Source organism: Alcanivorax sp. 97CO-5 (genome assembly GCF_000524665.1).
GTDB classification, from domain to species: domain Bacteria; phylum Pseudomonadota; class Gammaproteobacteria; order Pseudomonadales; family Alcanivoracaceae; genus Alcanivorax; species Alcanivorax borkumensis.
On the sequence record NZ_KI965888.1, the window covers coordinates 22,721 to 49,360 of the forward strand.

The 26,640-nt window shown below is 54.7% G+C and carries 27 protein-coding genes; 14 read left to right on the forward strand and 13 right to left on the reverse strand.

All coding sequences use genetic code 11. The features are described 5' to 3' along the window. Positions 1 to 540: 540 nt before the first annotated feature. The gene (locus tag Y017_RS06150) at positions 541 to 2,466 is read left to right on the forward strand and encodes a hypothetical protein (protein ID WP_035459669.1); all 1,926 of its coding nucleotides are present in this window, start codon (positions 541 to 543) and stop codon (positions 2,464 to 2,466) included. A 263-nt stretch (positions 2,467 to 2,729) separates the two neighbouring features. Further along, on the forward strand, positions 2,730 to 3,203 hold the full coding sequence (locus tag Y017_RS06155) for a peroxiredoxin (RefSeq protein WP_011587342.1): 474 nt from the start codon (positions 2,730 to 2,732) through the stop codon (positions 3,201 to 3,203). A 321-nt stretch (positions 3,204 to 3,524) separates the two neighbouring features. Here the strand turns inward: Y017_RS06155 and Y017_RS06160 are convergent, their stop codons facing one another. Then, positions 3,525 to 4,553, reverse strand: coding sequence for an alpha/beta hydrolase (locus Y017_RS06160; RefSeq protein WP_035459672.1), 1,029 nt, complete (start codon positions 4,551 to 4,553; stop codon positions 3,525 to 3,527). Between the two features lie 264 nt (positions 4,554 to 4,817). Between Y017_RS06160 and Y017_RS06165 the strand changes: the two genes are divergently transcribed. Next, positions 4,818 to 5,735, forward strand: coding sequence for a homoserine kinase (locus tag Y017_RS06165; protein ID WP_035459674.1), 918 nt, complete (start codon positions 4,818 to 4,820; stop codon positions 5,733 to 5,735). 157 nt (positions 5,736 to 5,892) lie between these two features. Here Y017_RS06165 and Y017_RS06170 read toward each other — a convergent pair whose 3' ends face one another. Then, the gene (locus Y017_RS06170) at positions 5,893 to 6,366 is read right to left on the reverse strand and encodes a hypothetical protein (protein WP_011587339.1); all 474 of its coding nucleotides are present in this window, start codon (positions 6,364 to 6,366) and stop codon (positions 5,893 to 5,895) included. 141 nt (positions 6,367 to 6,507) lie between these two features. Beyond that, entirely contained in the window at positions 6,508 to 6,954 is a 447-nt protein-coding gene (locus Y017_RS06175; protein WP_011587338.1) for a YtoQ family protein, read from the reverse strand. A gap of 129 nt (positions 6,955 to 7,083) precedes the next feature. On the opposite strand from Y017_RS06175, the gene Y017_RS06180 reads away from it, so the two are divergent. Beyond that, complete coding sequence (locus Y017_RS06180) at positions 7,084 to 7,899, forward strand: DUF3298 and DUF4163 domain-containing protein (protein ID WP_035459676.1); 816 nt, start codon at positions 7,084 to 7,086, stop codon at positions 7,897 to 7,899. A 118-nt stretch (positions 7,900 to 8,017) separates the two neighbouring features. On the opposite strand, the gene Y017_RS06185 is transcribed toward Y017_RS06180, so the two are convergent. Next, positions 8,018 to 8,608: a YceI family protein gene (locus Y017_RS06185; RefSeq protein WP_198555343.1), complete on the reverse strand. Its 591-nt coding sequence runs from the start codon at positions 8,606 to 8,608 to the stop codon at positions 8,018 to 8,020. A 24-nt stretch (positions 8,609 to 8,632) separates the two neighbouring features. Next, positions 8,633 to 9,226: a cytochrome b gene (locus tag Y017_RS06190; RefSeq protein WP_035459678.1), complete on the reverse strand. Its 594-nt coding sequence runs from the start codon at positions 9,224 to 9,226 to the stop codon at positions 8,633 to 8,635. 228 nt (positions 9,227 to 9,454) lie between these two features. Between Y017_RS06190 and pyrR the strand changes: the two genes are divergently transcribed. The 3 genes from pyrR to Y017_RS06205 are packed head-to-tail and all read left to right on the forward strand — an operon-like array spanning position 9,455 to position 12,298. Next, positions 9,455 to 10,003, forward strand: coding sequence for a bifunctional pyr operon transcriptional regulator/uracil phosphoribosyltransferase PyrR (pyrR, locus tag Y017_RS06195; RefSeq protein WP_011587334.1), 549 nt, complete (start codon positions 9,455 to 9,457; stop codon positions 10,001 to 10,003). A gap of 2 nt (positions 10,004 to 10,005) precedes the next feature. After that, entirely contained in the window at positions 10,006 to 11,019 is a 1,014-nt protein-coding gene (locus Y017_RS06200; RefSeq protein ID WP_011587333.1) for an aspartate carbamoyltransferase catalytic subunit, read from the forward strand. Continuing rightward, on the forward strand, positions 11,006 to 12,298 hold the full coding sequence (locus Y017_RS06205; RefSeq protein WP_046961592.1) for a dihydroorotase: 1,293 nt from the start codon (positions 11,006 to 11,008) through the stop codon (positions 12,296 to 12,298). Before Y017_RS06200 ends, Y017_RS06205 begins: the two co-directional genes overlap by 14 nt. A 100-nt stretch (positions 12,299 to 12,398) precedes the next feature. Here the strand turns inward: Y017_RS06205 and dsbG are convergent, their stop codons facing one another. Both dsbG and Y017_RS06215 read right to left on the reverse strand, forming a co-directional pair. Next, on the reverse strand, positions 12,399 to 12,947 hold the full coding sequence (dsbG, locus tag Y017_RS06210) for a thiol:disulfide interchange protein DsbG (RefSeq protein ID WP_035459680.1): 549 nt from the start codon (positions 12,945 to 12,947) through the stop codon (positions 12,399 to 12,401). Further along, a complete protein-coding gene (locus Y017_RS06215; protein WP_035460106.1) occupies positions 12,944 to 13,753 on the reverse strand; it encodes a TlpA disulfide reductase family protein in 810 nt (269 codons plus the stop codon). Before Y017_RS06215 ends, dsbG begins: the two co-directional genes overlap by 4 nt. A 111-nt stretch (positions 13,754 to 13,864) precedes the next feature. On the opposite strand from Y017_RS06215, the gene Y017_RS06220 reads away from it, so the two are divergent. Both Y017_RS06220 and Y017_RS06225 read left to right on the forward strand, forming a co-directional pair. Then, on the forward strand, positions 13,865 to 14,527 hold the full coding sequence (locus Y017_RS06220) for a response regulator (protein ID WP_011587329.1): 663 nt from the start codon (positions 13,865 to 13,867) through the stop codon (positions 14,525 to 14,527). Next, a complete protein-coding gene (locus Y017_RS06225) occupies positions 14,524 to 15,837 on the forward strand; it encodes an ATP-binding protein (protein WP_011587328.1) in 1,314 nt (437 codons plus the stop codon). Before Y017_RS06220 ends, Y017_RS06225 begins: the two co-directional genes overlap by 4 nt. Here Y017_RS06225 and Y017_RS06230 read toward each other — a convergent pair. Continuing rightward, on the reverse strand, positions 15,821 to 16,348 hold the full coding sequence (locus tag Y017_RS06230; RefSeq protein ID WP_011587327.1) for a DUF4136 domain-containing protein: 528 nt from the start codon (positions 16,346 to 16,348) through the stop codon (positions 15,821 to 15,823). The genes Y017_RS06225 and Y017_RS06230 overlap by 17 nt on opposite strands. Before the next feature lie 30 nt (positions 16,349 to 16,378). Next, positions 16,379 to 17,317 (reverse strand): LysR family transcriptional regulator, encoded by a 939-nt coding sequence (locus Y017_RS06235; RefSeq protein ID WP_011587326.1) that lies wholly within the window; start codon positions 17,315 to 17,317, stop codon positions 16,379 to 16,381. Positions 17,318 to 17,446: 129 nt separating this feature from the next. On the opposite strand from Y017_RS06235, the gene Y017_RS06240 reads away from it, so the two are divergent. The 3 genes from Y017_RS06240 (at position 17,447) to Y017_RS06250 (ending at position 20,014) form a co-directional block, all read left to right on the forward strand. Beyond that, complete coding sequence (locus Y017_RS06240; protein WP_011587325.1) at positions 17,447 to 18,043, forward strand: FMN-dependent NADH-azoreductase; 597 nt, start codon at positions 17,447 to 17,449, stop codon at positions 18,041 to 18,043. Positions 18,044 to 18,081: 38 nt separating this feature from the next. Then, positions 18,082 to 19,086, forward strand: coding sequence for a glutathione S-transferase family protein (locus tag Y017_RS06245; RefSeq protein WP_011587324.1), 1,005 nt, complete (start codon positions 18,082 to 18,084; stop codon positions 19,084 to 19,086). A gap of 67 nt (positions 19,087 to 19,153) precedes the next feature. Further along, positions 19,154 to 20,014 (forward strand): pirin family protein, encoded by an 861-nt coding sequence (locus Y017_RS06250; RefSeq protein ID WP_035459682.1) that lies wholly within the window; start codon positions 19,154 to 19,156, stop codon positions 20,012 to 20,014. A gap of 149 nt (positions 20,015 to 20,163) precedes the next feature. Here the strand turns inward: Y017_RS06250 and Y017_RS15020 are convergent, their stop codons facing one another. Beyond that, entirely contained in the window at positions 20,164 to 20,340 is a 177-nt protein-coding gene (locus Y017_RS15020) for a DUF1328 domain-containing protein (RefSeq protein ID WP_011587322.1), read from the reverse strand. A gap of 450 nt (positions 20,341 to 20,790) precedes the next feature. Between Y017_RS15020 and thpD the strand changes: the two genes are divergently transcribed. After that, a complete protein-coding gene (thpD, locus tag Y017_RS06260) occupies positions 20,791 to 21,723 on the forward strand; it encodes an ectoine hydroxylase (RefSeq protein ID WP_035459684.1) in 933 nt (310 codons plus the stop codon). Between the two features lie 38 nt (positions 21,724 to 21,761). On the opposite strand, the gene mmsB is transcribed toward thpD, so the two are convergent. From mmsB to Y017_RS06275, 3 genes are all read right to left on the reverse strand, one after another. Then, on the reverse strand, positions 21,762 to 22,652 hold the full coding sequence (mmsB, locus tag Y017_RS06265; protein WP_011587320.1) for a 3-hydroxyisobutyrate dehydrogenase: 891 nt from the start codon (positions 22,650 to 22,652) through the stop codon (positions 21,762 to 21,764). Positions 22,653 to 22,771: 119 nt separating this feature from the next. Further along, positions 22,772 to 23,923, reverse strand: a complete 1,152-nt coding sequence (locus Y017_RS06270) for an acyl-CoA dehydrogenase family protein (RefSeq protein WP_035459686.1) — start codon at positions 23,921 to 23,923, stop codon at positions 22,772 to 22,774. Positions 23,924 to 24,064: 141 nt separating this feature from the next. Then, entirely contained in the window at positions 24,065 to 25,564 is a 1,500-nt protein-coding gene (locus tag Y017_RS06275; protein WP_035459691.1) for a CoA-acylating methylmalonate-semialdehyde dehydrogenase, read from the reverse strand. Positions 25,565 to 25,722: 158 nt separating this feature from the next. On the opposite strand from Y017_RS06275, the gene Y017_RS06280 reads away from it, so the two are divergent. Beyond that, positions 25,723 to 26,631, forward strand: coding sequence for an AraC family transcriptional regulator (locus Y017_RS06280; protein ID WP_035459694.1), 909 nt, complete (start codon positions 25,723 to 25,725; stop codon positions 26,629 to 26,631). Positions 26,632 to 26,640: the final 9 nt, after the last annotated feature.

Sequence of the window (26,640 nt, forward strand, 5' to 3'; positions counted from 1 at the left end):
GAGATCCCGCCCGTCGAGGGCTGCCACCCGGCTCGCACTCGTTACGGCCATAGCTAATTCATATCGCACTAAAAACCCACTTGCTCCCCCCCAAAATAAAGCACACCGCCAAGAAAATGGAGACGCTTACAACTGATACTGTAGCGATGGGATTGAAAATGCGGTGCCTGACATAGCCAACTCCCCACCCAGTAAAAGAGCCTCTCTAAACGAAGAAACATAAGACCAGAAGTAAATAAACGGCACGTTTGCGTGCTACATCAGGCCGACACTATATTAAGGCTGATTTCACTCTCCGTTCCGGTAATCACCATTCCTCGCCCCTTAACTCTTCCCTTTTTTCTCATTATCTAAACACTTCATCAACAATCGGAGCGTGCTCAATACCTGTGCATTACAGAACACTGCAATTACAGATACAAAACGATATTTTTAGCCAACACTCGCAACGCAACGAATTTTATACACTCCCCCCAGGGCGTTGACATAAACAACGCCCTGACAGCTTGTTTCGTATATTCATGTTAGAGGGGGATTCACATGTTACATTTGACCCGATTATTGCTGCTATTTACCTTTATGGCAGTATTAACCGCCTGTGGCGACGGCGGCGGCAGCAGTTCTTCCGGTAGCACAAGTACCAACCAAGAAACCGGTAACACCGACACCGGCAGCGGCGACACTGGCGGCGGCGATACCGACGGCAGCGATACCGACAGCGGAGACACCGACGGCGGCGATACTGGCGGCGGCGATGAAGACGACACCGTGCCTCCGGTAACAGAGGAAGAAGAAGCCCAGCTCCTCACTTTGATAGATACCAACAACCATTTCACCGTATCAGTTTGCCCGCAGGCTCTGCTTGGCACTCAATTGGGCGGCGCTATTGATGTGCTGACCTGTGAAAATGAGGCACTGGAAAATATCTCTCTTGGCAATGACAACCTACTCGGCCTGCTATGTGCCGACACCGTTGCTGCCACCGAATCTAACTTACTCAGCAGCGCCACCAACCCAGATTTCCTACAGAATTGTCTTTTGGAGTCGGGTGCTTACCTGAAAGACACTCTGACAGGATTGTTGGATAACAGTGGCCCTATCGGCCAACAACTGTGCCCCAGCTCCACTAACCCAATCGAGTGCATCATTGAAACTGTCAACACCGTGCCGGACAGCACGCTTATCGGTGTTCTCGGTTATTTGGGCTGCGAGGATTCACTGAACCCGCAAGTGTGCTTAAGCCAAGTGGCTGAAAATCTGTCCAAGGGCGAGCCACTAATCAGCACAGTGAATAGCTTGTCCACCGCCCTGTGTCCAATATCTACCCGCGCCGATAATTTTCAGCCCCAAGCATGTTTGACCGAAGTGCTCGGCGGCGTTGGCAGCATTCTTAACCTGTCCGGTGGTCTTGGCGAATTGTGCCCTGAAGATGCGGATCCACTAACCTGTCTGCTGGCCGCCGGTGAAAAGCTAGGCCCTGTGGGCGACCTGCTGGGCGGCGGAACCATCAACCCAGGAATCTTAACGGACCTGCTGGCTGGCCTTGCTGAGCCAGGCAACCTCGCGTTGCTGGAAACCCTCCCCACTCTGCTGGAGCAAATTCCGGTTCTGGGCGATCTGCTTGCTGGGCTACTGAACAACGGCGGCGATCTTTTTGCGCCACTGAAAGACCTGCAAACCCTTCCCGAATTGCTCACCCAGCTCCCTATCCTTGGGGATCTACTCAACGGGATTGCTGGCGGCGATAGCGGTGGCCTACCGACAGACGCCTTAGATTTGGAAAGCCTGCTGAACGGCCTGTCTGGCGACCAACTAACTGTTGTCACCGACCTGCTGGCTGAAATCCCCGTATTGGGTAATGTGATCGACCAACTGCTAGGTGCTGTGGCGTGTGAATCTGGCAGCCCATTAGATTGCCTGACTCAATCTGCTGGCCAGTTAGGACAGTTCGGCGATCTATTAACCGAAGTCCCTCTGCTGGGCGATCTATTGGAGCCACTACTGGCCACCCTGACCGGAGTGGCAAGCGGAGGCGAGCTCTTGGCTGGCGTCGACCTACTCAATGAAGTACCCGTCGTAGGTGATTTGCTTAACCAGATCCTCACTGTGCTGCAAGGTGGTGCCGGAGATAGCCTTCTTACTCCCGATCTGGCCATGCTCATTGAGCAACCCGCCCTACAAGGCCTGCTCGACAGCCTGCTTGGCGGCCTGGTGGGTGGCTTGGCAGGTGGCGATCCCAGCCAACTGCTTAACGGCATTCTGGACCAGGATGGCAATTTGCTCGACGCAGTGATCGGCTTAGTACAGTCACTACCGATAGTAGGCGACCTAGTAGGCTCACTGCTGGTAAGCCTGCTCGGTGAGAATGCTGCCGGCTCGCTGCTAGCCCCGCTTAGCGATGTGCTGGCTGACATTCCTGTACTCGGCCCGGTTCTGGGTGGATTACTAGGCGGTCTGCTCGGCTAACGCGATTAAGGGCGGAGGGGAGACCTCCGCCCTGTTTATCGTTTCCCTGCATGGCATTCGTGCATGCACATGCACCACTAGTAACAATTTGCGAAAGAGCGCTACCCGGTATTATCTTTCCTTTTCGTCACTCGTTCCCCCCGATTTAACCCTGCCTTTTACCTCCTATACCCTCTAACTATTCCAACCAGCTTACACAGTGCTTTCTTGTTCTTGCCGGTTTGCTACAGTGAGTGTCCATTCTCAAGCCAAGGACGCGAACCATGAGCATTGCAGTTGGCGACAACCTCCCTTCTATCACGCTGAAAACCAACGGTCCCGATGGCCCCCAGGACCTCAACACCGGTGACTTTTTCAAAGGGCGTAAAGTTGTCCTGTTTGCCGTTCCCGGAGCATTCACCCCTGGCTGTTCCAACACCCACATGCCCGGCTTCGTCATTAACGCCGATGCGTTGCTGGAGAAAGTCGATGCCATTGCCTGTATGGCAGTGAACGATGCCTTTGTGATGGGTGCTTGGCAGAAAGATCAGAATGCCGAGCGTATTACCATGCTAGCGGATGGTAACGCTGAACTGGCCAAGGCGCTGGGGCTAGAGCTAGACGCGACCGGTGGCTGTATGGGCATTCGCAGCAAACGTTTCGCGCTGATTGCCAACGATGGCGTAGTGGAATATCTGGGCGTAGATGCCAAAGGCGTGGACAAGAGCAGTGCGGACACCGTACTGAAACAACTATAGGAATAACCGGACGGCGCACGGCGTATGTTGCCGCCGCGCGCCGTGCCGGCTGTAGTGACCAACAAATAACGAAAAGAACTTTACGTTTTCTCTACCACCAGGAAGACCATGCCACCATTGAAAGAGTAAGGCGGTGCGCGTTGCAGTAATCCATCAGACAACCACCGACGCCTTTCTTTGCCTCAGGCAAGCCTTGGCAACCCATCGCCGCCTCTTACTCTAACTTGAGACCCTGAAACCGCCTTTGCATCGGTGCACCATCCCAGCCATTCCCCGCTGATTCATGCACTCCACCATAAAATCCAATGGTTTTTGCCTGAATCACAACCGCCGCTTGGTCTCAACGCAAATGTCATTGATTGCCTTACGCGCCGCCGGAACAACACCCCCCATGGAAATAAAGCCGTGTATCAGTTCGGGATAATCCAGTGAGGTCACCGTGTTTCCTGCCTCACGTAATTTTTGGGCGTACTCCAAGCCTTCGTCCCGCAAGGGATCCGTAGCCGTGATAACGATCGCCTCAGGCAGGCCAGTTAAATCAGGGTTGCGCAGGGGCGAAACGCGGTAGTCCTCGATCACCGCTGGGTCTTGAACAAAGTGTCCTCGGAACCAAGTCAGCAGCGGTATATCCAAGCCGAACCCTTGCCCCAACGTTTGCACGGAAAGGTGGGCCAGGGCGGCGTCAGTGGTGGGGTAGATCAGCACCTGTAAAGCTGGCAACGCCAGGCCGGCCAGCTTGGCCTGTTGTGACACCACTGCGCTCATGCAGCCGCCAGCGCTATCGCCCATCACCGCCAAGCGGTTCGGATCAAGCCCCAGCTGCGCGGTGTTATTCAGCAACCAGCGCCAAGCCTCCAACGCATCATCCATGCCGGCAGGGGCTGGGTGTTCCGGCGCCAACCGGTAATCCACACTCAGCACCACCGCATTGGTACGCTTCGCTATATAGCGACACAACCGGTCATACTCTTCAACACCGCCAATAGTGAATCCTCCACCGTGAAAAAACATAATAGCCGGTGACACCAGCGGAGCATCGGCCGGGCGATAACGCCGCACTAGAATTTGGCTACCGTCCTCCATGCTAACCTGATGATCAACAACCACAGGAAGGCTAACCGGTGCCATATCTAGCAATGCCAGCGTGCTCCGATAAATCTGCCGAGCCTGCTCCACCGTCCCTGAATCCAGGGTGGGCTTGGCCCCACTGAGCGCAAGCAGAAAGCGCAGACGCGAATCCAAATGCGGACGACTATGGGTTTCCAAACCCGCAGCCAAACGCTCCAAAACCGGGCCCGGCAAAGACATCAGGGCACGTACCGTGGCCCGCTCAATAACGGCAGGATTCATCAGTTCTCCTTAAGTTTTGCAATAAGCAGCACACACCATGCGGCTCGCTATAATAGACAAGGGAAACACTAGCCTGACCAGGAACTCAACCTCGAATATGGAGACGACACAACAACCCAAAACGCATCCAGTAACGCATTACCCATCATCGGTTTGCTATTGTTAATAGCAAACGCTTTGCTGATTCGCGTTGACGCCCTTTTATACCATTGCCCGTCTGCAGAGTCCGGTCATCTGCGGCCTTTTCCAAGCTTGAGGATTGTGATGTCCGTGTATACACCACTCAGCCCGACCCAACTGGCAAAAGTGCTGGAACAATTTGGTTTTCAGTTGCGTGATTATCACGCCGCCAGTCACGGCATCGAGAATAGCACTTTCCTTATCGATGGCCTTGGCAAACATGATCAGCCCTGCCCGCTAGTGTTAACGGTGTTCGAATCCCTCGACCATCCCGCGCTAACCCCGTACCTGACTCTACTAAAACAGTTGGCCAAACAGCACTTACCCGTGCCTGCACCACTAGCGACTGCCAGCGGCAACGACCAAATTACCGTTGCGGGCAAACCGGCAGTGTTAATGCCGCGCCTGCCAGGCAGGCACGATTTCTCTGTGGATGCCGATCGCTGCAGGCAGGTTGGTGCTTTGCTGGCACGGCTACACGCTAGCCTCACGGAGCAGCTGCAGCCGCTCCCCAGCGAACGGGCGCGGCTGCGCGATTTCACTCATCATCTAGACAAATTACCCACCGCTGACCGAGACAACGCGGCACGCTTGCTTCACCGCTGGCTGGCCCACCCCGCTGGCACCACCTTGATTCACGGCGACCTGTTCCGTGACAACCTGCTATGGGACAACGGTCAAATAAGCGCTTTGCTGGATTTCTATAACGCCTGCCAGGACCATCCGGAGTACGACCTAGCCGTTGCTCTCAACGATTGGTGTGTAGATGCGAGAGGCCACGTGGTGGCAGAACGGGAGCACGCCTTACTGTCAGCTTATCGGGCCCAGGGCCGCAGCGTAGACACCCGCCGCTTGAATGAAGCACTGCCGGTAGCGGCTCTGCGGTTCTGGTTATCACGGCTAGCCGGCCCAGTGTCTGACCATAGTGAAGGGCAAGGCAGCAAAGACCCGGAAGAGTTTGCACGGATTTACCGACAGCGGCTGGAAGCGTTCGCCGTATAGGGGAAGGGGTGTGCTGCAAGTTAAAACACACATCACCAACACCCCGTTCATCTTCGAAACAGACTAACGTCTAGTCCGCCCACTCTCTTTGTGGTGGCTACCGCGTGCGCCCAGGAGCTGACCGAAGCTCAAATATAAACATTATCGAGCCTTCTATTTAGGGGGTCTCGTCCTGAGCCGGGGAAGGCGCCGTTAGGCTTTGCCAGCCTTGCTTGGCAGCTTCCCAGCTCCGCTGAAATTTCACCTTGGCCGCCTCCCAATTATCTTCGCTGGCATTCTGCAAGGTCTGGTAATGGCTCTCCAGATCCGCCTGCTGCTCTTTCAACGAGGCAAGCGCGTCTTGCTTGTGCAAACGTGCCTCTTGGGACAGCTCCTTCCATTGGCTGTTGATGTCACCCTGTAGCAGGGTAACTTGTTGATTTAGATCGTCAATGGCATGGCGGGCCACTCGCATAGCTTGATTCTTCTGCTCCACAGAATAGCTCTGGATATCCGCCAACGTTTCTTCTATTTGAGTCTCTATTTTTTCTGGTTCCGGCGTTTTTACGTTGGGAACGCCTTCTGTCTCTGCCCACGCCGTAGCGGTGGTAACCAACATAAGAGTGGCGGCGGCCAATAATCGGTGTGTCATCGGGAGAACTCCTTGCTTTGCTTTTTGTTCCTGTACACGAATGCGACAAGCCATACCGCAAAACGCTCCCCCAATGATGTAAAAAGACATAAAACAAGACTCTGAAACCGGACCAGAGCCCCGTGGCATAACGAATGAGGGTTAAGCGTTAAGAATATATGCCAGCATTTCCACCACCTGCTCTGGAGTGCGCGCCACCGCGTCGGCGGCAGCATCCACCTCTTTCAAGGGGTGATCATGCTCTTCATCGTGCAAAATGATCATCGGTGTCCCCAAGGCCGCAGTGTAACCAGCATCAAATGCCGCATTCCACTGTTTATACTTGGGGCCAAACCGCACCACCACAAGGTCAGCCTCATCGATCAGCTTGCGGGTCCGGATACCATTGATGCCCGCACCTAAACGATCTTCCCAGAAACGCTTCTCTTCTGCGCCTAAAATACTCACGCCCACTTTGTCGCTAGCCTCGTGGTCAGTCACTGGGCCGCTAAACTCAATATCCAGCTCCTTATCGATGCAGCCCTTGACGATGCGTTCGCGCCAATCCGTGTGAATTTCTCCAGAAAGATAAACGGTCCAGAAGCTCATGCTCATTCTCCCGATTGATAGCTGAAAAACGGCAGGATAGGCTCGCTTGATTGCAAAAGCCACCTTGAACCGGAGCGGCCACTGCCGTTAAATGCCACCAGGTTCTCACCGATTTCAGGAAGGTTTGCCATGCGTATAACACTGATTCTTCTGATCGCCTCTGCGCTGCTAGCAGGGTGCGAAGACTCAAACGCACCGGCTAAGCCCACATCCAAATCCACCGACAGTGCCGCCGCTATTAAAAACCCCGCCGCCAACCCAAAAGGGGCTACGCCACAAACCCTAGTACGCAATGTTCACGCGCTAGAAAAAACCGATGAGCAGTGTGACGCTGACGGCTGCCCAAAAGTCGACCTACAATGGCTCACCTTTGAGAATCAAGCTGAACTGAACGACGCTATCACCCAGCACCTTGCTGCCATGCTGATTCACAATGAAGATAACCCCAGCCACGATGTCCGCATTGAAGATCTGGCGGATGCATTTCTGCAAGACGCGTCCGACATGGCCATGGCCTCGAGGCAGGGCTGGGAGCTTACCGCTACGGTGAAAAAACAGGGTCGCCGCGGAGACGTTATCACTCTGTCTATGGAAACCTATGAATACACCGGGGGCGCCCACGGGCTGCCTAGCGTGCAGTACTTTCACTGGGATCTCGCTAAACAACAAAGTGTCAAACTAAACGACATGCTGGTGCCGGGCCAACAAGCTGCTTTCTGGGAAAAAGCCCGCGAGCAACATACCGCGTGGCTGAATAAAGAAAATTTGGACCAAGCTTTCCGTGACAGCTGGCCGTTCGACAAAACCGATAACGTCTTCTTCACTGATAAGGGGCTCGTGCTGCAATACAATGTGTACCACATCGCCCCTTACGCCATGGGGCAGCCGACCCTGACGATTCCTTATTCAGACCTGGACGGTATCTTGCGCGCGCCCTATTTATAAGAAAGCGCCGCTTGAATTGGCACATGCCGTGCCCACGGTTTTACATTAACGCCGAGACCAACACGTCAGGTCGGATTACGCCTAAGGCGACTAATCCGACCTACGAGAACCAACAGCGTTACTGCTTGATGCCTTCCACTGAAATAATTATCTCCACTGTTTCAGACGCCGGTCCTAGATTCTTGGTAATACCAAAATCTGCCAGTGTCAGAGTAGTGCTAGCTTCTAGGCCCATACGGTAGCCGCCCCAAGGATCATCGCCATGGCCGATCAGTTTGGCATCCAGGGTTACCGGCTTGGTCACACCATGCAGGGTGAAGTCCCCTGTGATTTTAGCGGTTTGCTCGCCGATTTTTTCAATGCTTGTGCTTTTAAACGTCGCGGTGGGAAATTTCTTCACGTCTAGAAAATCATCACCGCGCAGGTGCTTGTCTCGCTCGGCATGGTTGGAGTCCACACTGGCCGTCTGGATGATGGCGGTTACCTGGCTGTTCTCCGGATTGTCCGCATCCACAGTGAACTCACCGGTAAAATCATTAAATTGCCCATACAGCCAGCTGTAACCCAGGTGGGAAATTTTGAACATGACAAACTGGTGAGTGCCCTTGGTATCGAACTTGTAGGTGCCGCCGGGCTGCTCGGCAAACGCCATACTGCTAAGCAGCAGTGCCAAGGTGGGAAGGGTGATTTTTTTCAATAACGTCAACATAAGCATCAAGCTCCGTTTGGATGATTAAGAATAATTGTGTGTGCCCGTTGAGGGAGACGGGTTGGTGCGAGGCGCCAAGCCAAGGATGCGGCGCAATGTATCATCGCGATCAAGAAGGTGATGTTTAATGGCGGCGAGCGCGTGCACGCTGGCTAACCCAATCACCGCCCAAGTGGCCCAGTAATGAATCAGCCCGGCGGTGTCCTCTAGGCCAGTTTGGTGGCCACTGACCGAGGGCACGGAAAACCAATTAAACACCGCAACGGAAGAACCATCGGCGCTGCTAATCAGGTAGCCACTCACCATGGCTACAAACAACAAAATATACAAAGCCCAGTGGGTAAGGTGGGCACTGATCTTTTCCCAGGGTTTGTGGGACGCAAGCGGCGCCGGTGGCGGCGAGATAAATCGCCAGCCAAGACGAAGAGTCATGACAATAAACAGCAGAACGCCGACGCTACGATGCAGATCAGGCCCCTTACGATACCAAGGGTCGTAGTAACCCAAATCCACCATATAAAAGCCCAATGCAAACAGGCCAATCACCGCCAATGCCACCAGCCAGTGGAATAGCAGGGCAATAGCGCCAAAGCGTTGCGAGTCATTGCGCAGTTTCATGGTGATTCCCTTCCAATGTTCTTCGCCCTTATGACCGGGCGATCCCTTAGTAGCTTGGAGTCCGTACAGCACGATGGGTTCCAAATAATACAAAACTTACAGTCGCCTTGGTGGTGAGCCTAGCTTGTCCGCATTGCTTGCTGCGACACAGCGCAAAAAACTGAACGATTTGATCAGCTGTTCCGTTGATTGCCTCAGCAGCCCAGCCTTCTGCTACTCTTACGGTTTATGGATTGTGGGAGAACAGCCTTGAGCTGGGATGAGCAACAATTGCAGACACACCTGGATGCCATGGCTACTGCCATCAATGACCAGTTTGCAGGCAAGGCACCGTTGTTAGTGGGAATTGAGTCCGGGGGAGCCTGGGTAGCGCAGGCTCTGAATGCGCGATTGCCGACCGCGTTACCGCTGGGCTCACTGAACCCGGCTTTTTATCGAGACGACTTTGATACCCGCGGCCTTAAACCCAAGGTAACGCCATCCAAGCTGCCCTTCGATGTGGACGGCCAGCACATTTTACTGGTGGATGACGTGCTAATGACCGGCCGCACCATTCGAGCGGCCATGAACGAATTGTTCGATTTTGGCCGCCCGGCGTCCATATCCCTAGTGGTATTGTTCGACATCGGCCGTCGGGAATTACCGATTGGTGCTGATATTTGTGGGGAAACTTTGGCATTACCCCCCCATCAGCGGATAGAATTACGCGGACCCTCTCCATTGATTGCCGAAATTCGCAATCTGGTTGTTGAGGACGATACTGAGACAAGGTCATAAGAATGACGCCGACGCTTGCGCCATCCTCCCGAGTACAACTTACCGACAGCGGTAAGCTCCGCCATTTTCTCACCACTGAGCATCTGCCCCGCTCCCTGCTGGAAGATATTCTCGATACGGCTGCAAGCTTTGTGGATGTGGGCGGCCGGGCAATCAAGAAGGTCCCACTGTTACGCGGCAAAACCGTGGTGAACCTGTTCTTCGAATCCAGTACCCGCACCCGCAGCACCTTTGAGCTGGCGGCCCAGCGGCTGAGCGCGGATGTGCTCAATCTGGACATTGCCAAATCAGCGACCAGCAAGGGCGAAACCCTGCTCGATACCCTGCGTAATTTGGAAGCCATGGCGGCGGACATGTTCGTGGTGCGCCATCAGGATTCCGGAGCGCCTTTCTTCATCGCCAATGAAGTAACCCCCAACGTAGCGGTGATCAATGCCGGTGACGGACGCCATGCGCACCCCACTCAGGCGATGCTCGACATGTATACCATTCGCCACTACAAGGGCGGCTTCGAGGGCCTGAAAGTGGCCATCGTTGGTGACATTCTCCATTCCCGTGTGGCCCGCTCCCAGGTCCATGCATTGAATATTCTTGGCGCCGATGAAGTACGCCTGATCGGCCCAAAGACATTACTTCCGGTAGATGCAGAAGCCCTCGGCGCAACCGTGTTCACCGACATGGCTCAGGGCCTAAAAGACGTGGATGTGGTAATCATGCTGCGTCTGCAAAAAGAGCGTATGGATTCCGCCTTGCTGCCCAGTGAAGCTGAGTTTTTTCGGCTCTACGGGCTTAACAACGACAAGCTGCTATTTGCTAAAGAGGACGCCATCGTGATGCACCCCGGGCCTATTAACCGGGGCGTGGAAATCGCGTCGGAAGTGGCGGATGGCCCTCGATCAGTGATTCTCAACCAAGTGACGTTCGGCATCGCCGTGCGTATGGCGGTCATGTCCATGGCCATCAGTGGTCAGGATAGCGACATGTCCGCAGCGGGAGGTGCCCATGGCCAGCGCTAACCGTAAACGCGCCCACATCCTGATCCGCAAAGGCCGGGTGATTGATCCGGCCAGTGGCCGCGACGACGTGGCCGACCTGCTGATCGAAAACGGTCGCTTGACCCGCATCGGTGCCAGCCTGGATGCACCAGGTGCCGATATTATCCAGGCCGATGGCCTCTGGGTATTGCCGGGGCTAGTGGATGCCTGCGTGCATTTGTCTCTGCCCGGCAGTGGTCGCACCGGCGATATTGCCAGTGAAACCCGTGCCGCCGCGGCGGGGGGCATTACCCATTTGGCCGCCCAGCCTGATTGTGGGCCGGTGGATTCCACTGCCGTGGTTCGATTGATCCGCGAACAGGCCGGGCAGGCCGGGTTTGCCCGTATCATGCCCATCGCGGCCATGACTCAGGGCCTGCTGGGCGAACAACTGGCAGAAATGTCTACCTTGGCCCGAGCCGGCTGTATTGCGGTGGGCAATGCCGGTGGCAAGGTGGCCAATGCGCTGGTACTCAAGCGCAGCTTGGAATACGCGGCGACCTTTGATTTGCCAGTGATGTTCCGGCCGCAGGATTCGGCGCTCAGTGCCGGCGGTTGTGCCCACGAAGGGCCGGTGGCCACCCGCCTCGGCCTGCCCGGCATTCCCGCCGTGGCGGAAAGCGTGGACCTGTCACGCGACCTGTTGTTGGTGGAGGCCACCGGAGTGCGGGCACATTTCCAACAGATCTCCAGCCGCGATTCTTTGCGCCTGCTGAAAGCCGCCAAACGGCGAGGCCTGCCGGTGACCGCAGATGTGAGCATTCAGCACTTGTTGCTGGATGAATCGGCGCTGGAAGGTTTCAACAGCCATTGCCACGTGATCCCGCCGCTGCGCAGTGCCGAGGACCGGCAAGCACTGCTGGAAGCGGTGGCCGATGGCACCATCGATGCTATCTGCTCTCAGCACACGCCCATTGGTTCCTCCAGCAAGGCGGCCCCCTTCCCAACCACCAAGCCGGGTATGGCCGGGCTAGATGTGCTGCTGTCGTTAGTGCTGCAACTGGTGGATGAGGGCAAGCTGGACTTGCTGCGCGCGCTAGATGCCGTCACCGCCGCTCCCGCTCGCTGCCTGGGTATTCAGGCCGGCCAGCTGGAAGCCGGCCGCCCGGCGAGCCTATGTGTGCTCGACCCCACCGCGGCAAAAGATCTCAGCGAAGATTGGTTATCCGCCGGCAACAATTCTCCTTGGCGCCATGCTCAGCTCAAGGGCACCGTGAAGTTGACGGTATGTCAGGGCAAAGTAAGCTGGTTATCGGATTGAGCCGCCCGCTCAAAATTGAACGTTAAAAAGCGCGAGCGAGAGCCTTGCCTCTCGTTTTGCGCCTTGTTCGCATTTCAACGTTGAACATTTCGCGTTTCGTTTAATGTAGCTGAAACACTTGCTGTCTTAGGTCGGCTTCGCCGATCATCCCTGGCGCCACGCGCCAGCGCCCTTCCTTGTCTTGGAAAATGAGTGTCGGTGTGCCTTGCAGGCCGAGCCCGATCATCAACGCTGTGTTGCTTTGAATCTGGCTGCGAATGGCATCAGGTACTCGCTCCAGCGGTCGAATACCGCCGTCATCATAATACTCTTCGTGTTCTGCCAATGCGGCGCTCGGATCTGGAGCCGCCAGCACTGCAGCGCCCTGCGTGAAGCTGCGTTTAGGGTTGATCAGCCCGACGATGATATGACGGACCTGCAGCACATTATCGGCGTCGTTAATCATCGGCTGCATGTTTTCCCATAATCGAGCGCAGTAGGGGCAAGCCATATCGGTGAATAGATAGGCGACCCGCTGCGGCTCCTGCGCACCTTCTGCCACCCAGCTGCTGGCCTCTAGCTGGGTCAGCAGGCTGTCCATCGAAGCCGCTTCGGCTTGGCTAATAAGGGGAGCCAGCAGGGTTAGCAGCAGGACAACTATTTTGCTCATAGGGTGTCTCCGGAAAGGTTATAGTTGAGAAAGTGGTGCAGGCTGGCGTCGGACAGGGGGCCAAAATGGCGCGCCACTTCTTGCCCCTTATTGTCGAACAGCAGGGTCAGTGGTAGCCCTCGGTTGCCTGCATACCGACCCAAATCGGTATGCGGGTCCAGTAGCAGGTATTCAAAGTGCAGCTGCTCTTCGGTGAGATACTGGCGAACCTGAGTCGGGTTCTCACCCTGATTGACGAGAATGAAGCGGACATCTGGGTAACGTTGCTGTGCGCTTTCAAGCACCGGCATCTCCCGTCGGCATGGTGGGCACCAGGTCGCCCACAGATTTACCAGTGTTACCCCGTTAGCCGCCGATTTTAGTGTGGCGGTCTCCCCTTCTAGGTTATACAGCGTGACGTCAGGTAGCGGGCTGGGTGTTGGCGACAATGCCTGCAGAGCAGCAAGCGTCACCGTCATGGTGAGCATGGCGGCTGCACAGGTGGATAGCAGCGCAGCCCGAACGCGGGTGTGTCGGAACAGGCTAACGGCCAGCACCGGCAGGGCCAGTAGTGCACCGGGCCACCACCAGCCTCCGTCACGGATATCGAGCATGGCCAGCCAAGATTCATATTGGTTGTGGTAGCGCAACACAAATGCCAGACGGGCACCAAACACGGCGGTAACCGCAATCAACCAAAGTGTTGCTTCAATGCGTTGGCCGCGTCGTTGCCACCACAGGCTAGCCAGGGTAGCGGCGAAAAACCCGACCAGCACCACGAAGGTGCCTGCCGGCAGGGCCAGAGGCCCAATAATGACTGTGTCCACGGTATCTCCAATCAAGAAGTCACCAGTGTGACCCGGCTCCATTAACCGTGAGTTAACTGGCGGAGCATACACTGGGTTGCAACTTGAGCAGCCTAACCGGGTCAGAACGGCATGCATATTTTATTGATCGAAGATGATGCCCTGTTAGGCGACGGTATTCAGGCCGGTCTACAAGCCATGGGATTTACCGTAGCCTGGGTGACGCTTGCGCGGGATGGCCTGGCCGCCTGGAAAAGCGTGGATTTTGATGCGTTGGTGCTAGATCTAGGACTGCCCGACCAAGAGGGTAGTGAAGCCCTTTGCCAATGGCGTGAGGCTGGGCTGACGGTGCCGGTATTGATCCTCACCGCCCGAGACGCCGTGCAAGACCGCATTGATGGCTTGCAGCGCGGCGCCGATGATTACCTGATTAAGCCGTTTGATTTGGGCGAGCTGGCAGCGCGCTTACAGGCCCTATTGCGTCGTACCCGGGGCCAAGCCCGTCCGTTTATTGAGCATGGCAGGCTACGGGTCGATCCGTTCCGACAGCAAGTCTGGCTGGCGGATAAAGAAGTGGAATTGCAACGGCGGGAAATGGCGTTGTTGCTTGCTTTGTTGCAAAGCCAGGGGCGGTTACTCACGGCGGACCAATTGGCCGACCGTGTTTACGGCTGGATGGACGGCGTGGAGAGCAACGCTTTGACAGTACATATCCATAACCTGCGCCGCAAACTGGATAGTCGCATTGTAGAAACCGTACGCGGTGGCGGTTACCGGTTAGGCGCGCCGCTATGATGGCACGCTCATTACGTTCCCGGGTGCTGTGGCTGGTGGCGCTCAGCTTGCTGAGTGTCTGGTTGCTGTTGGCATTGTGGTTACACAATACCGTCAAGCAGCATCTGGGAACGGCACTGGATCAACGTCTGGCAGCGTCGGCACGCATGGTCGCTTCCATGGCCAATGCCAGTGCACCGGTGTTATCCGGTAACCCTGGGTTGCAGGCCGCGGTGAATAGCGGGTTATTTTGTCAGGTGATGAATGTACGGGGCGAAATTTTGGCACGCTCCGGTGGAGCCCCAACGGCTCACCTTGCCAGTGCTCAGGACGGCTTTACGGAACGATCCCTGGAGGGTGAGCGCTGGCGCGTGTATACCGTCAGCGAAGGGCAAATACGGGTGGCGACAGCGGAACCCATGGCGGTGCGTGAATCCCTGTTGTCGACCCTAGCCTGGGCGTTGCTGGTAGGCCTGTTGCTGGCACTATTGGGCGCCTGGTTGGCGGTGCGCTGGGCTGTGAGCCGTGGCTTGGCACCCTTGGATGCGATGCGCAAGGAATTTGAGTCACGGCCCGTGCAGACAAAATCCGGGGTGGCGTCCAGCGCGGCGGGGATAACTGAACTGATGCCATTGGTAACCGCGCTGGATGGTTGGGCCGACCAGGCCCGGCAGGCATTGTTGCGCGAACGCCGCCTAACCGATGATCTAGCCCATGAGCTGCGTACGCCGCTGGCAGCACTGAAAACCCAGTTACAAGTTGCCCGCTTAAAAATGGCTCCAGATGCACCAGCCATGATGGCATTGACGGCAGCGGAGAACGCCAGTTCAAGGATGGCGGATAACCTGCAACAGTTGCTGGCCTTGGCCCGCCTAGACGGACTACCACAGAGTCGGCCGCGCCTAGTGAGAAAGGTGATCGATGAAAGTTTGGCCCAGCTGGCCGGACACCCGCAGCGGCAAGCCGTGCAGCGTGATGACCAAGCGTGTGCCGGGATAACACTGGCAGCCCCCTCCCTGGCCAGCCTGGCATTACGCAACTTGCTGGAGAATGCGTTGCGTTACACACCAAAGGGCAAGGAAGTGTGGATTCGCGTAGTGGCGAATACCCGTGAGCTGCACATCCATGTGGAGGACCAAGGTCCAGGAATCAGTGACAATCAAGCGGTGGTTTGCGCGCGGGGCCACCGCGGGGACCGAGGGCAAACGGGTCTAGGCCTAGCCATTGTAGCCACCGTGATGGCCCGCAGCGGCGGGCAGCTTACTCTGCACAATCGCGCGGGCGGGGGGCTTTGTGCCACCTTGAGTTGGCCGCTTACGGATACTGCTTGAACATTTCCTCTACCGCTTTTTGAATATACGTATTGCGACGCTCACTGCTCATCTCATCATGCATTTTGTCACGGCTGGTTGCCTGCCACACTACATTGCGGTTCTGAGGATCAATCAACTGCACTACCAGCTTGTATTCGTCGCTAATCTCGCCTTCTGTGGGAGTGGAGGCTCCCAACCCCACATTGTTACGGGTAAAACCAAACCCAAATTGAACGGAGGAACCATCAAAGCGCTGCTCACGCTTGAAAAAGTATTTCACCTGCACATCCGCTTGGTCTGCATCGACCTCGGTCATTCCCTCCGCCGCCAGCGCTTTTTCCAGCGCAGCCAGAGTGCGTTGATCATCCAGCTCGCGGGGACCGTCTTCAGCCTGGGAAACAAAGGCGTAAGTCTGGTATTGGGCAAGATTCGCGTCCGGCTGGCTGTCGATTACCACCGGGCTAACGCAGGCACTGAGCAACAAGGCTGAGGCCAGCACCAGAAATCTCGGAATCATTAAACGTTGCATGGCAGTCTCCTCACGTTTGGCGTGTGCGCCCTATTTTACGCTTTGCGCGTCATTAGCGGGTGAGCGAGCCGAAACCGTCACCCCCGGACAAGGCAAGGCAGCAGCATCTCGAATCCGCTCCCCAAGATAACGGGCGGCTTGGCCTGCGTATTGGCCATCAGCATAAATCAGGTACAAGTCCATCATGCGCTCTACTCCTTCATCCAAGGCCAGAACCTTCAGGGCGCCGGTCTCAAGGCCGTCACCCATTTCAGATTCCGGCACCCAAGCAAAGCCCAGCCCGCGACGAATTGCTGCCATTCGAGTGGAGGCATGAGATACGGTCCAGCGCTGCTCTGCGCCGAGCCAACCGGAATCAATACGTCGGCTGCCGGAATCACGAACCACGATCTGGCGGTGGTGGCGAAGATCTTCATGGGTCAGCTCCTTAGCCTGGGCCAATGGATGATCGGCAGCTGCCACGGCCAGAAAACGTACCCGCATCAGGGGGTCGCCAAAAAAACCTGGTGGCACACGTCCGCCTACTACCACATCGGCCTCCTTGCGCAGCAGCGCTTCATCAGAGCCGGACAGGATAGTCTCACTGTATTCAACCCGTGTCAGAGGGCTGTGCTGAGCGAAAGCATCCAGCGCGGACAACATACAATGCTGGGGAAATAACCCGTCGGCCGTTACCCGTACCAGCGGCTCCCAACCCTGACTGAGCTGAATGGCCGCGCTTTCTAGGCGGTTAGCTTCCTCCACCAGCACTTTGGCTTGGCGATACAGCATTTGTCCGGTTTCAGTGAGCTTGGCGCGTCGCCCTTCCAGAGTGAAGGCGCGCACTCCCAGCTCGGTTTCTATCTTTTGCACCGCATAGCTAATCGCCGACTGGCTCTTATTCAGGGCCTCAGCAGCGCTGGCATAGCCTCCCTCATCCACCACAGCCAGCAACGCCTGCCACTGATCCAGTGTAATTTTGGCTGACATATCGAAATTCCTGAGATAAATGTGCAGGTTTATCCCGTTTTATATCGTATTTACTGAAACCACAATAGATCCATAGAAACAATCCTGTCGCCCACCTGGGCCGGCCACACAATAAATGGAGTTGGGGTTATGAACATTCTGGTGATCAAAAGCAGCGTCTTTGGTGATAACGGTAATTCCTCCGCACTGGTTAATGCGCAGGTGGATGCGCTGAAAGCCAAACATCCGCAAGCTACGGTGCGCGTACGAGACCTGTCTACAGATCCCATTCCTCACCTAGACGGTAATCGCGTTAGCGCCTTTTTCACCTCGGCAACGCAGCGCACCGACGAACAGCAAGCGATCGACGCGTTTTCCTTGGCCCTGATTGATGAGATCAAGGCGGCAGACCATATTGTGCTGGGCCTTCCCATGTACAACTTCGGCATTCCCAGCCAGTTGAAGAGTTGGATTGATCACGTAGCCCGTGCCGGAATCACCTTTCGTTATACCGAAAAGGGGCCACAGGGTTTGCTGGAAAACAAACCTGTAACGGTACTAGCAGCCAGAGGGGGTATCTATGCCGGCACCAGCAACGATACGGTCACTCCATATATCAAATTGTTCTTCGGTTTTATCGGCATCACCGATGTGGAGTTTGTATTCGCCGAAGGGTTGAACATGGGCGACGACGTCAAAGAAAAAGCGTTAGCTGTGGCGCGTTCTGAACTACTAGCAAGCACTTGAGGTAAGACAAAAGCACATTTACGTAGAGAGAGAGCATCATGGGATTGTTAGTCGACGGAAGATGGCAAGATAAGTGGTACGACACCCAAAGTACCGGTGGTCGTTTCGAGCGCTCGCAGAGTCAGTTTCGTAACTGGATCAGCGCCGATGGCAGCGCAGGCCCCAGTGGTGAGGGCGGCTTTCAGGCGCAAAGCGGTCGCTACCATCTTTATGTCTCCTATGCCTGCCCGTGGGCCCACCGCACGCTGCTTATGCGCACGCTGAAAGGTTTGCAGCAACATATTAGTGTGTCTGTGGTTCATCCGCTCATGCTGGAGAGCGGTTGGGAACTACGGGATGACTTTGACGGGGCCACTGGAGATTCATTGTATGGTTTCAAAAAGCTGTATGAGTTGTACCTCAAGGCCGATCACAATTATACCGGTCGGGTGACCGTACCCGTACTCTGGGATACACAACAGGAAACCATCGTCAGCAATGAATCCGCCGATATTATCCGCATGCTTAACAGCAGTTTTGATGAGCTCGGCGTTACCGCGGGCGATTACTACCCTGAAGCATTACAAGCAGATATCGAAACGATCAACGAAGGCATTTATCACGACGTTAACAACGGCGTGTACAAGGCCGGTTTCGCTACCCGTCAGGACGCCTACGACGATGCGGTAGAGGCCTTATTCAAGCGACTCGATGTATTAGAGGAGCGGTTGAGCAAACAGCGTTACCTGGTAGGCAATACCTTAACAGAAGCAGATATTCGGCTGTGGACCACCCTGGTTCGCTTTGACCCGGTGTATGTCACGCACTTCAAGTGCGACCGGCAACGGATCAGCGATTATCCAAATTTACAGGGCTTACTAAAAGACATTTATCAGCTTCCCGGCGTGGCCGAAACGGTGAACTTAGCACATATTCGTCACCACTATTTTCGCAGCCACCCGACCATCAACCCCCATGGGATTATTTCCATCGGCCCGCAGCTGGACTGGAACTCGCCACACGGCCGCGAGCCGTTGGGAAAGCGAGAGATTGTCCACGTCTGACACCGGCGGGACAAAGGTGATGTTTTGGCGAGATGTCGGCTTCTGCCATTAAGTTTAGGAGGTTCTTATGGAACGCAGCATTCTTAATACGTTTCGCGCAATGGATACATCCGATGGTGCTGGCGTTAAGCTGAAGCGCGCACTGGGATATACCCCTCTCATGCGTTTGGACCCGTTTCTGATGCTCGATGCGTTTTCCTCCGACAATCCCGACGATTATATTGCCGGCTTTCCGCCGCATCCGCATCGGGGATTTGAAACGGTGACCTATTTGGTGGAAGGCCATATGCGTCACCGAGATCACCTAGGAAACGAAGGGGATCTCAAACAGGGTGGCGTGCAATGGATGACCGCTGGAAGCGGTATTATCCATGAAGAAATGCCACAACAGGAAAACGGTTTGTTACGCGGTTTTCAACTGTGGATTAACTTGCCCGCAGCGGAAAAAATGAAGCCGGCAACGTATCGAGATATTGCTGATACAGAGATGCCGCGGTTGGATCTGGCCAGTGGTGGGCAGATCAAAGCCATTGCCGGTGAAGTGACGATTGCCGAGCAAACGCTCAGTGCTCCAATGAAAGGCGGCCAAACCGATCCGTTATATCTAGATGTGGTACTGCGCCCGAGAGAAAACCTTACCGTGCCACTGGCGCGGGGCCATAACGCCTTTGTGTATCTGTTCGAAGGTCGCATAGAGGTGAGCGGGGAGACCGTGGAAACCCATCATCTAGCCACCTTGACCGATGGTGATAATGTAAAGCTAGTAGCAGGAAAAAGGGGGGCGCGTCTGTTATTGCTGTCAGGCAAGCCGCTGGGGGAGCCGATAGTGCAATATGGCCCCTTCGTGATGAACACTCAAAGTGAAATTAATCAAACCCTGCGGGATTACTGTGATGGAACGCTGACAGCACAGCCGTCGTTGTTATAGCGATGCGGTTATGACAATAACCGGTCACCTTAGTGAACAACTCTATAATCTAAGCCTTATAAGAGTGCCACAGCGCATAGTTATTCACTTCTAGAGGCCGATGTCCAGTGAGTGATAGGCGCAGCCCTCACCCACTGGTAATAACGCTGTCACACTTTCGGACCACGCCCTTTCAGCGCATTGACGACCAGGCTAATGACCAGCAGTGCCAGAAAGATAAAGAAAATAATTTTGGCAATGGATGCCGCGCCGGAAGCGATACCACCAAAGCCGAGTACGCCAGCAATAATTGCTACGACAAGAAATGTGAGAGCCCATCCAAGCATAATTGATACCTCATCCATGGTTGGTGTGTTGTACGACCTTTCACTTTCACCGTATCAAACTGAGCACTGACTTGGCTCATAACCACTCAGACATTTAATCTTCTTTGACGTTTTAATCGTTATAGCCCGAATGCTCATCAACATATTTATTATAGGAATGGATAAAAAGCCCCCCGAAGATCATTGAGCAGCATGACCCCTATGCGTTTGCATAAGCTAATAATGAACCGTTGTGCCGGCAAGCTATGGGGGCTTGAGCAAGTAAACGCCACTTACCGATAATGATGACCGGCTGGGACCTGAAATAAATTAGGGTTGAAAATCATTTCATCGTCCTTACCGTCATCTTATCCGACCAATCACATATTGGTCTTTAATTTACATAGGAGAAACAAGAAACCTTAGCGCAAGGTAAATGCTGATTTCTGAAAGAATGACGGAGGTGATTTGATGTCAGCGCAGAACCTAACTTGCCCTGCATCGATACAAACCGATCCTTATCCCACCCGGTTACATCAACACCCGGACCAACCTTGGTACAAGCGTCAGGAGCATACGGTGAAAGGCCGCCATCTTCCTGGGCCGCTTTCCCAATCACAACTTGATAACTTTGAGCAGAACGGCTTTCTGTTCGAACGCGGTTTTTTGCACAGCGATGAAGTGAACGCGCTTTCTAACGCCATGAGCGAGCTTCTCAATCGTAATGACTATCGAAATCGCTCTTTCACAATTACCGAACCTGACAGCCAGGAGATTCGTTCTGTCTTTGCGGTACACTTTTTACATCGCGCTTTCCAAAGACTGGCCCGTGACCCACGCCTAACCGATCGGGTGAAGCAAATATTGGGAGGTGAAAATTATATTCACCAATCACGCATTAACTATAAGCCAGGGTTCAAAGGTAAAGGCTTTAATTGGCATTCTGACTTTGAAACTTGGCACGCCGAGGACGGCATGCCAGCCATGCACGCGGTAAGTGCCTCAATCATTCTTACTGATAACCACACGTTCAATGGCCCACTAATGCTGATTCCCAGATCCCATCAGCATTTCATTCCCTGCATAGGAGAAACGCCAGACGAACATCACAAGCAGTCGCTGAAGAAGCAGCAAATTGGTGTGCCGCCAGAAGATGCCCTGAGCGCAATGATCAATAGAAACGGCATTGAGGCGCCCACGGGCCCCGCGGGCAGCCTGCTGTTGTTCGACTGTAATACGCTGCATGGTTCTAATGCCAATATGGCACCGGATCCACGTAGCAATGTCTTCTTCGTATTCAACCGACAGGACAATGCCTGCCAGGCTCCGTATGCGGCAAAGAAACCTCGGCCCAGTTTCCTATGCCACACACCAAATCAACTATGGCAGCCCAGCGATCATTAAAAAACGCTGGCTGTGGGAGCTCTGCGGCCCATAGCCAGTCAGTCGTTTTTATGCTGAAAAAAAGCTTGGATACTGGAAAAGTCCTTATCTGAGTAGCCGTGATTACCATGAGCGGCATATAGGCTTTTCGCCAAGTTACCCATGGGCGTGGCGGACTGGCTGCTGAGACCGGCTTGTAATGCCAAACCCAGATCTTTGTTCATAAGCTTTACCGCGAAACCGCCTTCATAATTTTTCGACGACGGCACATTTTCCATCACCCCGGGCCAGGGGTTGTACTTATCCAGTGACCAGTTATCACCAGAGCTGGCTTTCATAATATCGGATAACACCGCTGGATCGAGCCCATGATCCACGCCCATTTGTAGCGCTTCTGCGGTACCGATCATATGGATGGCCAGCAACATATTATTGCATATTTTTGCTAACTGACCTGCGCCATTATCGCCGGCACGAAATACCTGTGCACCCATGCATTCTAGAACCGGACGAGCACGATCCACCGCCGCTTGCGGCCCACCGCAGATAAAGGTCAACGTCCCGGCCTTGGCTCCACCCACACCGCCAGATACAGGCGCATCAATCATCACCCTGCCTTGCTCTTTGGCTATGCTTGCCACGTCACGGGCAGTATCCGCATCGATGGTGGAACAGTCGATAATCAGTGCGCTTTCATCAATCTGTTGCAGTACGCCATCGTCGCCCAGGTAAAGTCCGCGCACGGCACCGGCAGAGGGCAGCATGCTGACAACAACCTCCGCTCCCTGCACCGCTTGCGCTGCACTACTGGCCGCTTGCGCACCTTCTTTCACGGCACCGTTGAGCAGCTCTGGAACCAGATCAAAGACAGTGACCTGATGACCAGCCTTAATCAGGTTGGCCGCCATGGGCCCACCCATATGGCCAACACCAAAGAATGCGACTTTCATTGTTATCTCTCCCTTGTTTTGTTGCAGTGGTAAGAGCGTCGCTTGAGCCGCAAAGAAACTAACCCCGCTTTCACCAGCTGGCTCGCAGCTGGAGAGTCACTCTTACGGTGATTGATTACTTAAAGAAACGACAAATCTTTTAGCACATTGCGCGCAATAATCACGCGCATGATTTCATTGGTGCCTTCCAGAATCTGATGCACCCGCGCATCACGCAGGTAGCGCTCCAACGGATACTCAGTGATATAGCCGTACCCCCCATGCAGTTGCAGCGCGTGGTTGCAGACGTTGAAACACAGATCCGTAGCCATCCGCTTGGCCATGGCGCACAGCATGCTCTTATCGCTGTGGTTTTGATCCAGTTTCCAGGCAGCCAGGCGTACCATCTGCTGTGCCGCTACCAGTTCCGTTGCCATGTCTGCCAGGGTGAATTGCACCGTCTGAAAATCGCTAATGGCCTGACCAAATTGTTTACGTTCCTGCACATATTGCTGCGCCTGATGTAGCGCTGCCTGAGCGGCACCTAGTGAACAGCTGGCAATATTGATGCGGCCACCATCCAACCCGCCCATGGCAATCTTGAAGCCCTGCCCTTCTTCACCGATCAGGCACTCCGCCGGGATTCGCACATCCTCCAGGATGACCGCTCGGGTGGGCTGACTTTTCCAGCCCATCTTGGCCTCGTTGCGCCCATAGCTAACCCCTGGCGCATCTGCGGGCACAGCAAAACAGGAAACTCCGCCAGCACCAGGGCCACCCGTGCGCGCCATCAATACCAGCACATCGGTATCTCCAGCGCCGGAAATAAAGGCCTTGGCACCATTCAATACATAGTCGCCGTTATCCTTTTTTGCCGTAGTCGAAAGTCCCGCAGCGTCCGAACCTGCATTCGGTTCAGTGAGGCAATAGGAAGCCAGCTTTTCGCCACTCATTAGGCCTTCGGCCCAGCGCGACCGTGTCGCATCGTTACCGAAGCGGGTCAACATCCAGGTAGCCATGTTATGAATGGTGATAAAGGCCGTAGTCGAAGTACACCCTTGTGACAATTGTTCGAAAATCAATGCAGCATCGAGACGGGACAAACCCATGCCACCATGCTCTTCATCACAATAGAGAGCGCAAAAACCTAACTCTCCAGCTTTACGAATGGCGTCCTTTGGAAAATAGCTTTTTGCATCCCATTCGGCGGCATAGGGAGAGAATTCTTTTTCAGAAAATTGTCTCGCCGTTTCGCGGAACGCTTGCTGCTCTTCAGTAAAAGAAAAATCCACAGTTTTTCTCGCCGTTATTTTCTATAACTCATACTCAACACGTTAGTTGAGCGTTCAATAACACGGGCGTTTTTCAGAAAACAATTTCTCATTAGAAACCTTCATTACGTTTTCAAATAAACGCCCGACACTTTCAATCTTTTACTTCAAGTTGATGCTCATATTGGGTCCCGCAGCAACCGGGATATCGGAGTCAAACCAGCGGCTAGTAACCGTCTTGGTTTCCGTATAAAAACGCACGCCTTGCTTGCCATAAGCGTGTTGATCACCATAGAAAGAGCCCTTCCATCCCGTGAAGCTGAAGAAGGGCAGCGGCACAGGAATCGGCACATTGATACCCACTTGCCCGACTTCTACTTGGTGCTGATATTTACGTGCCGCAGCGCCGTTGGCGGTAAAAATGGAAGTACCATTGCCATAGGGACTGCTGTTAACCAGCTCCAAGGCTTCTTCTAGTGAGTCCACACAAACGCAGCACAACACCGGGCCAAAAATTTCCTCCCGGTAAATTGCCATGTCGGTAGTCACATCGGTGAATAACGTTGGGCCAACCCAGTTACCGTCTGGCAGACCTTCCACGGTGCAATCTGATCCATCCAGCAAACAGGTAGCGCCTTCTTTTTTGCCCTGTTCAATCATGCTCAGCACTCGCTGTTTGGCGGCCGGGCTGATCTGCGGGCCATAGGCCGCTTCCGGGTCATTCCATGCCCCCGGACGAATTTGAGCAAACTGGCTGGCCAGCTCATCGATCCAGGCTTTTGAATCGCCCACGAACACCGCCACACTGATCGCCATGCAGCGCTGACCCGCAGCCCCACAAGAAGAACCCACCAGGCTACTAACAACCTGTTCCTTGTTGGCATCCGGCATGATCACCATGTGATTTTTAGCGCCGGCGAAGCACTGCGCGCGCTTCATGTTGTCGGTTGCGGTGCGGTACACGTGCTGCCCCACCGGCACGGAACCCACGAACGATACCGCTTTAATATCAGGATGCTTAAGCAACGTATCGACCTGCTCCTTACCGCCGTGCACCACCTGTAACAAGCCTGGCGCTGCGCCAGCCTCTTGAAATAACTCTGCCAGTCGATTCGGCGTCATTGGATCTTGCTCGGAAGGCTTGAGCACAAAGGTATTACCGGCGGCGATGGCCAGTGGGAACATCCATAGGGGAATCATGGCCGGGAAGTTGAACGGGGTAATCCCCGCGCATACTCCCAAAGGCTGGGTCCAGGAGTGGGTATCGATGCTACGCGCCACGTTCTCCACGGTTTCGCCCATCATCAGCGACGCGATGTTAGCGGCCTGTTCTGCCACCTCGATGCCACGCCAAACGTCGCCCTTGGCATCCTCAAAGGTTTTGCCGGTTTCCTGGCTGAGAATCTCGGCAATCTCATCGTGATGTTCTTTCAGCAGCGCCTGATAGCGCAGCATCAAGCGCGCTCGCTCCGACACCGGCACCTCTTTCCAGGTTTGGAAGGCCGCCTTGCCCGCCGCAATGGCCTGCTCCATTTCCTCGGCGGTGGCCGCCGGGGCTTCGCACAGCGTCTGCTGGGTGGCCGGGTTGGTTACCGCAATCCACTGGTCAGTTTGGCTGGCAACAAATTCGCCATTAATCAGCAAAGGTAATTGGTGGGCCATCGGGGGTCTCCATTCTTTTCGGGGTCCAGGTTATCGGGCTCAGAGCTGGGGGCGCCAGCGTGAAGCATGTCTGCGTTAAAGCATGATTTCAGTTTTAGCACAGCTAGTCTGTCATGCAGATAGCCACATTTGACTAGAGATAGACTATATTGCTGTTTATGGAAATCGTAGAACAACCTACTACCAAAACTTCTCACTGGCCATTACCTGCCAGAGGACAGCGTACGGTCATTCCGCCTTCGGTGCTTTCCAGCGTCCGCGATCATCCGCTTTGTTCCGGCTGTATGCCCCACGGGGTGGGCTTTTATCCCCAGGCCAGCGGGCATCGAATGGAACGCCAGCGACCCGCAGATAATCTACTAATTTATTGTGTGTCCGGTGCTGGAGAACTGGCTTACGGGGGCCAAAGCCAACCTGTTGAGGCCGGTGATCTATTGCTGTTACCCGCGGGCTTGGCTCACCGTTACCACGCCAATCCACAGCAACCCTGGAGTATTTACTGGGTGCACCTGGGTGGGCATGAGGTTCAACGGTATTTCGACGAGATTGCCGGCCAACCTGACGGAGGCATTCGCAGGGTTAGGGTCGGCGTACATTCACGTCTAGCGGAAGATTTTCAAGCGTTGATGGCGGCTGCCACCAACGCGCAACCCGAGCATCTGGTTTATGCGGCCAATCTGTTGCGTAGCCTGCTTGCCTACGCCTCCTTGATGCGCCGCCAGCACCAGGTCCGCCATGCCACTCTAGATGTAACCCGAGTAAACAGTTATCTGCAAACGGCGATCGACCGGCGACTCAGCCTAGACGACTTAATTACCGCCACTAGCGATTTGTCCCGTTACCATTTTATTCGCGAGTACAAACGCCAGACTGGACAAACCCCCATGCAGGCATTCCAGCGCATTAAAGTCAGCCACGCCTGCTATCTTCTTGATATCAGCGACGATAGCGTAGCGACTATTGCTCTGCAGCTGGGCCATGACGATCCTTATTATTTTTCTCGTCTTTTCAAAAAAATGATGGGTATTTCTCCGCAGAAATACCGCAAAGAAAGGGGAAAAAATTAATTCAAAATT

Coding starts and splice junctions, on each gene's coding strand:
- Y017_RS06150 (WP_035459669.1), top strand. CDS start 541: ATGTTACATTTGACCCGATTATTGCTGCTATTTACCTTTATGGCAGTA.
- Y017_RS06155 (WP_011587342.1), top strand. CDS start 2,730: ATGAGCATTGCAGTTGGCGACAACCTCCCTTCTATCACGCTGAAAACC.
- Y017_RS06160 (WP_035459672.1), bottom strand. CDS start 4,553: ATGAATCCTGCCGTTATTGAGCGGGCCACGGTACGTGCCCTGATGTCT.
- Y017_RS06165 (WP_035459674.1), top strand. CDS start 4,818: ATGTCCGTGTATACACCACTCAGCCCGACCCAACTGGCAAAAGTGCTG.
- Y017_RS06170 (WP_011587339.1), bottom strand. CDS start 6,366: ATGACACACCGATTATTGGCCGCCGCCACTCTTATGTTGGTTACCACC.
- Y017_RS06175 (WP_011587338.1), bottom strand. CDS start 6,954: ATGAGCTTCTGGACCGTTTATCTTTCTGGAGAAATTCACACGGATTGG.
- Y017_RS06180 (WP_035459676.1), top strand. CDS start 7,084: ATGCGTATAACACTGATTCTTCTGATCGCCTCTGCGCTGCTAGCAGGG.
- Y017_RS06185 (WP_198555343.1), bottom strand. CDS start 8,608: ATGTTGACGTTATTGAAAAAAATCACCCTTCCCACCTTGGCACTGCTG.
- Y017_RS06190 (WP_035459678.1), bottom strand. CDS start 9,226: ATGAAACTGCGCAATGACTCGCAACGCTTTGGCGCTATTGCCCTGCTA.
- pyrR (WP_011587334.1), top strand. CDS start 9,455: ATGGATTGTGGGAGAACAGCCTTGAGCTGGGATGAGCAACAATTGCAG.
- Y017_RS06200 (WP_011587333.1), top strand. CDS start 10,006: ATGACGCCGACGCTTGCGCCATCCTCCCGAGTACAACTTACCGACAGC.
- Y017_RS06205 (WP_046961592.1), top strand. CDS start 11,006: ATGGCCAGCGCTAACCGTAAACGCGCCCACATCCTGATCCGCAAAGGC.
- dsbG (WP_035459680.1), bottom strand. CDS start 12,947: ATGAGCAAAATAGTTGTCCTGCTGCTAACCCTGCTGGCTCCCCTTATT.
- Y017_RS06220 (WP_011587329.1), top strand. CDS start 13,865: ATGCATATTTTATTGATCGAAGATGATGCCCTGTTAGGCGACGGTATT.
- Y017_RS06225 (WP_011587328.1), top strand. CDS start 14,524: ATGATGGCACGCTCATTACGTTCCCGGGTGCTGTGGCTGGTGGCGCTC.
- Y017_RS06230 (WP_011587327.1), bottom strand. CDS start 16,348: ATGCAACGTTTAATGATTCCGAGATTTCTGGTGCTGGCCTCAGCCTTG.
- Y017_RS06235 (WP_011587326.1), bottom strand. CDS start 17,317: ATGTCAGCCAAAATTACACTGGATCAGTGGCAGGCGTTGCTGGCTGTG.
- Y017_RS06240 (WP_011587325.1), top strand. CDS start 17,447: ATGAACATTCTGGTGATCAAAAGCAGCGTCTTTGGTGATAACGGTAAT.
- Y017_RS06245 (WP_011587324.1), top strand. CDS start 18,082: ATGGGATTGTTAGTCGACGGAAGATGGCAAGATAAGTGGTACGACACC.
- Y017_RS06250 (WP_035459682.1), top strand. CDS start 19,154: ATGGAACGCAGCATTCTTAATACGTTTCGCGCAATGGATACATCCGAT.
- Y017_RS15020 (WP_011587322.1), bottom strand. CDS start 20,340: ATGCTTGGATGGGCTCTCACATTTCTTGTCGTAGCAATTATTGCTGGC.
- thpD (WP_035459684.1), top strand. CDS start 20,791: ATGTCAGCGCAGAACCTAACTTGCCCTGCATCGATACAAACCGATCCT.
- mmsB (WP_011587320.1), bottom strand. CDS start 22,652: ATGAAAGTCGCATTCTTTGGTGTTGGCCATATGGGTGGGCCCATGGCG.
- Y017_RS06275 (WP_035459691.1), bottom strand. CDS start 25,564: ATGGCCCACCAATTACCTTTGCTGATTAATGGCGAATTTGTTGCCAGC.
- Y017_RS06280 (WP_035459694.1), top strand. CDS start 25,723: ATGGAAATCGTAGAACAACCTACTACCAAAACTTCTCACTGGCCATTA.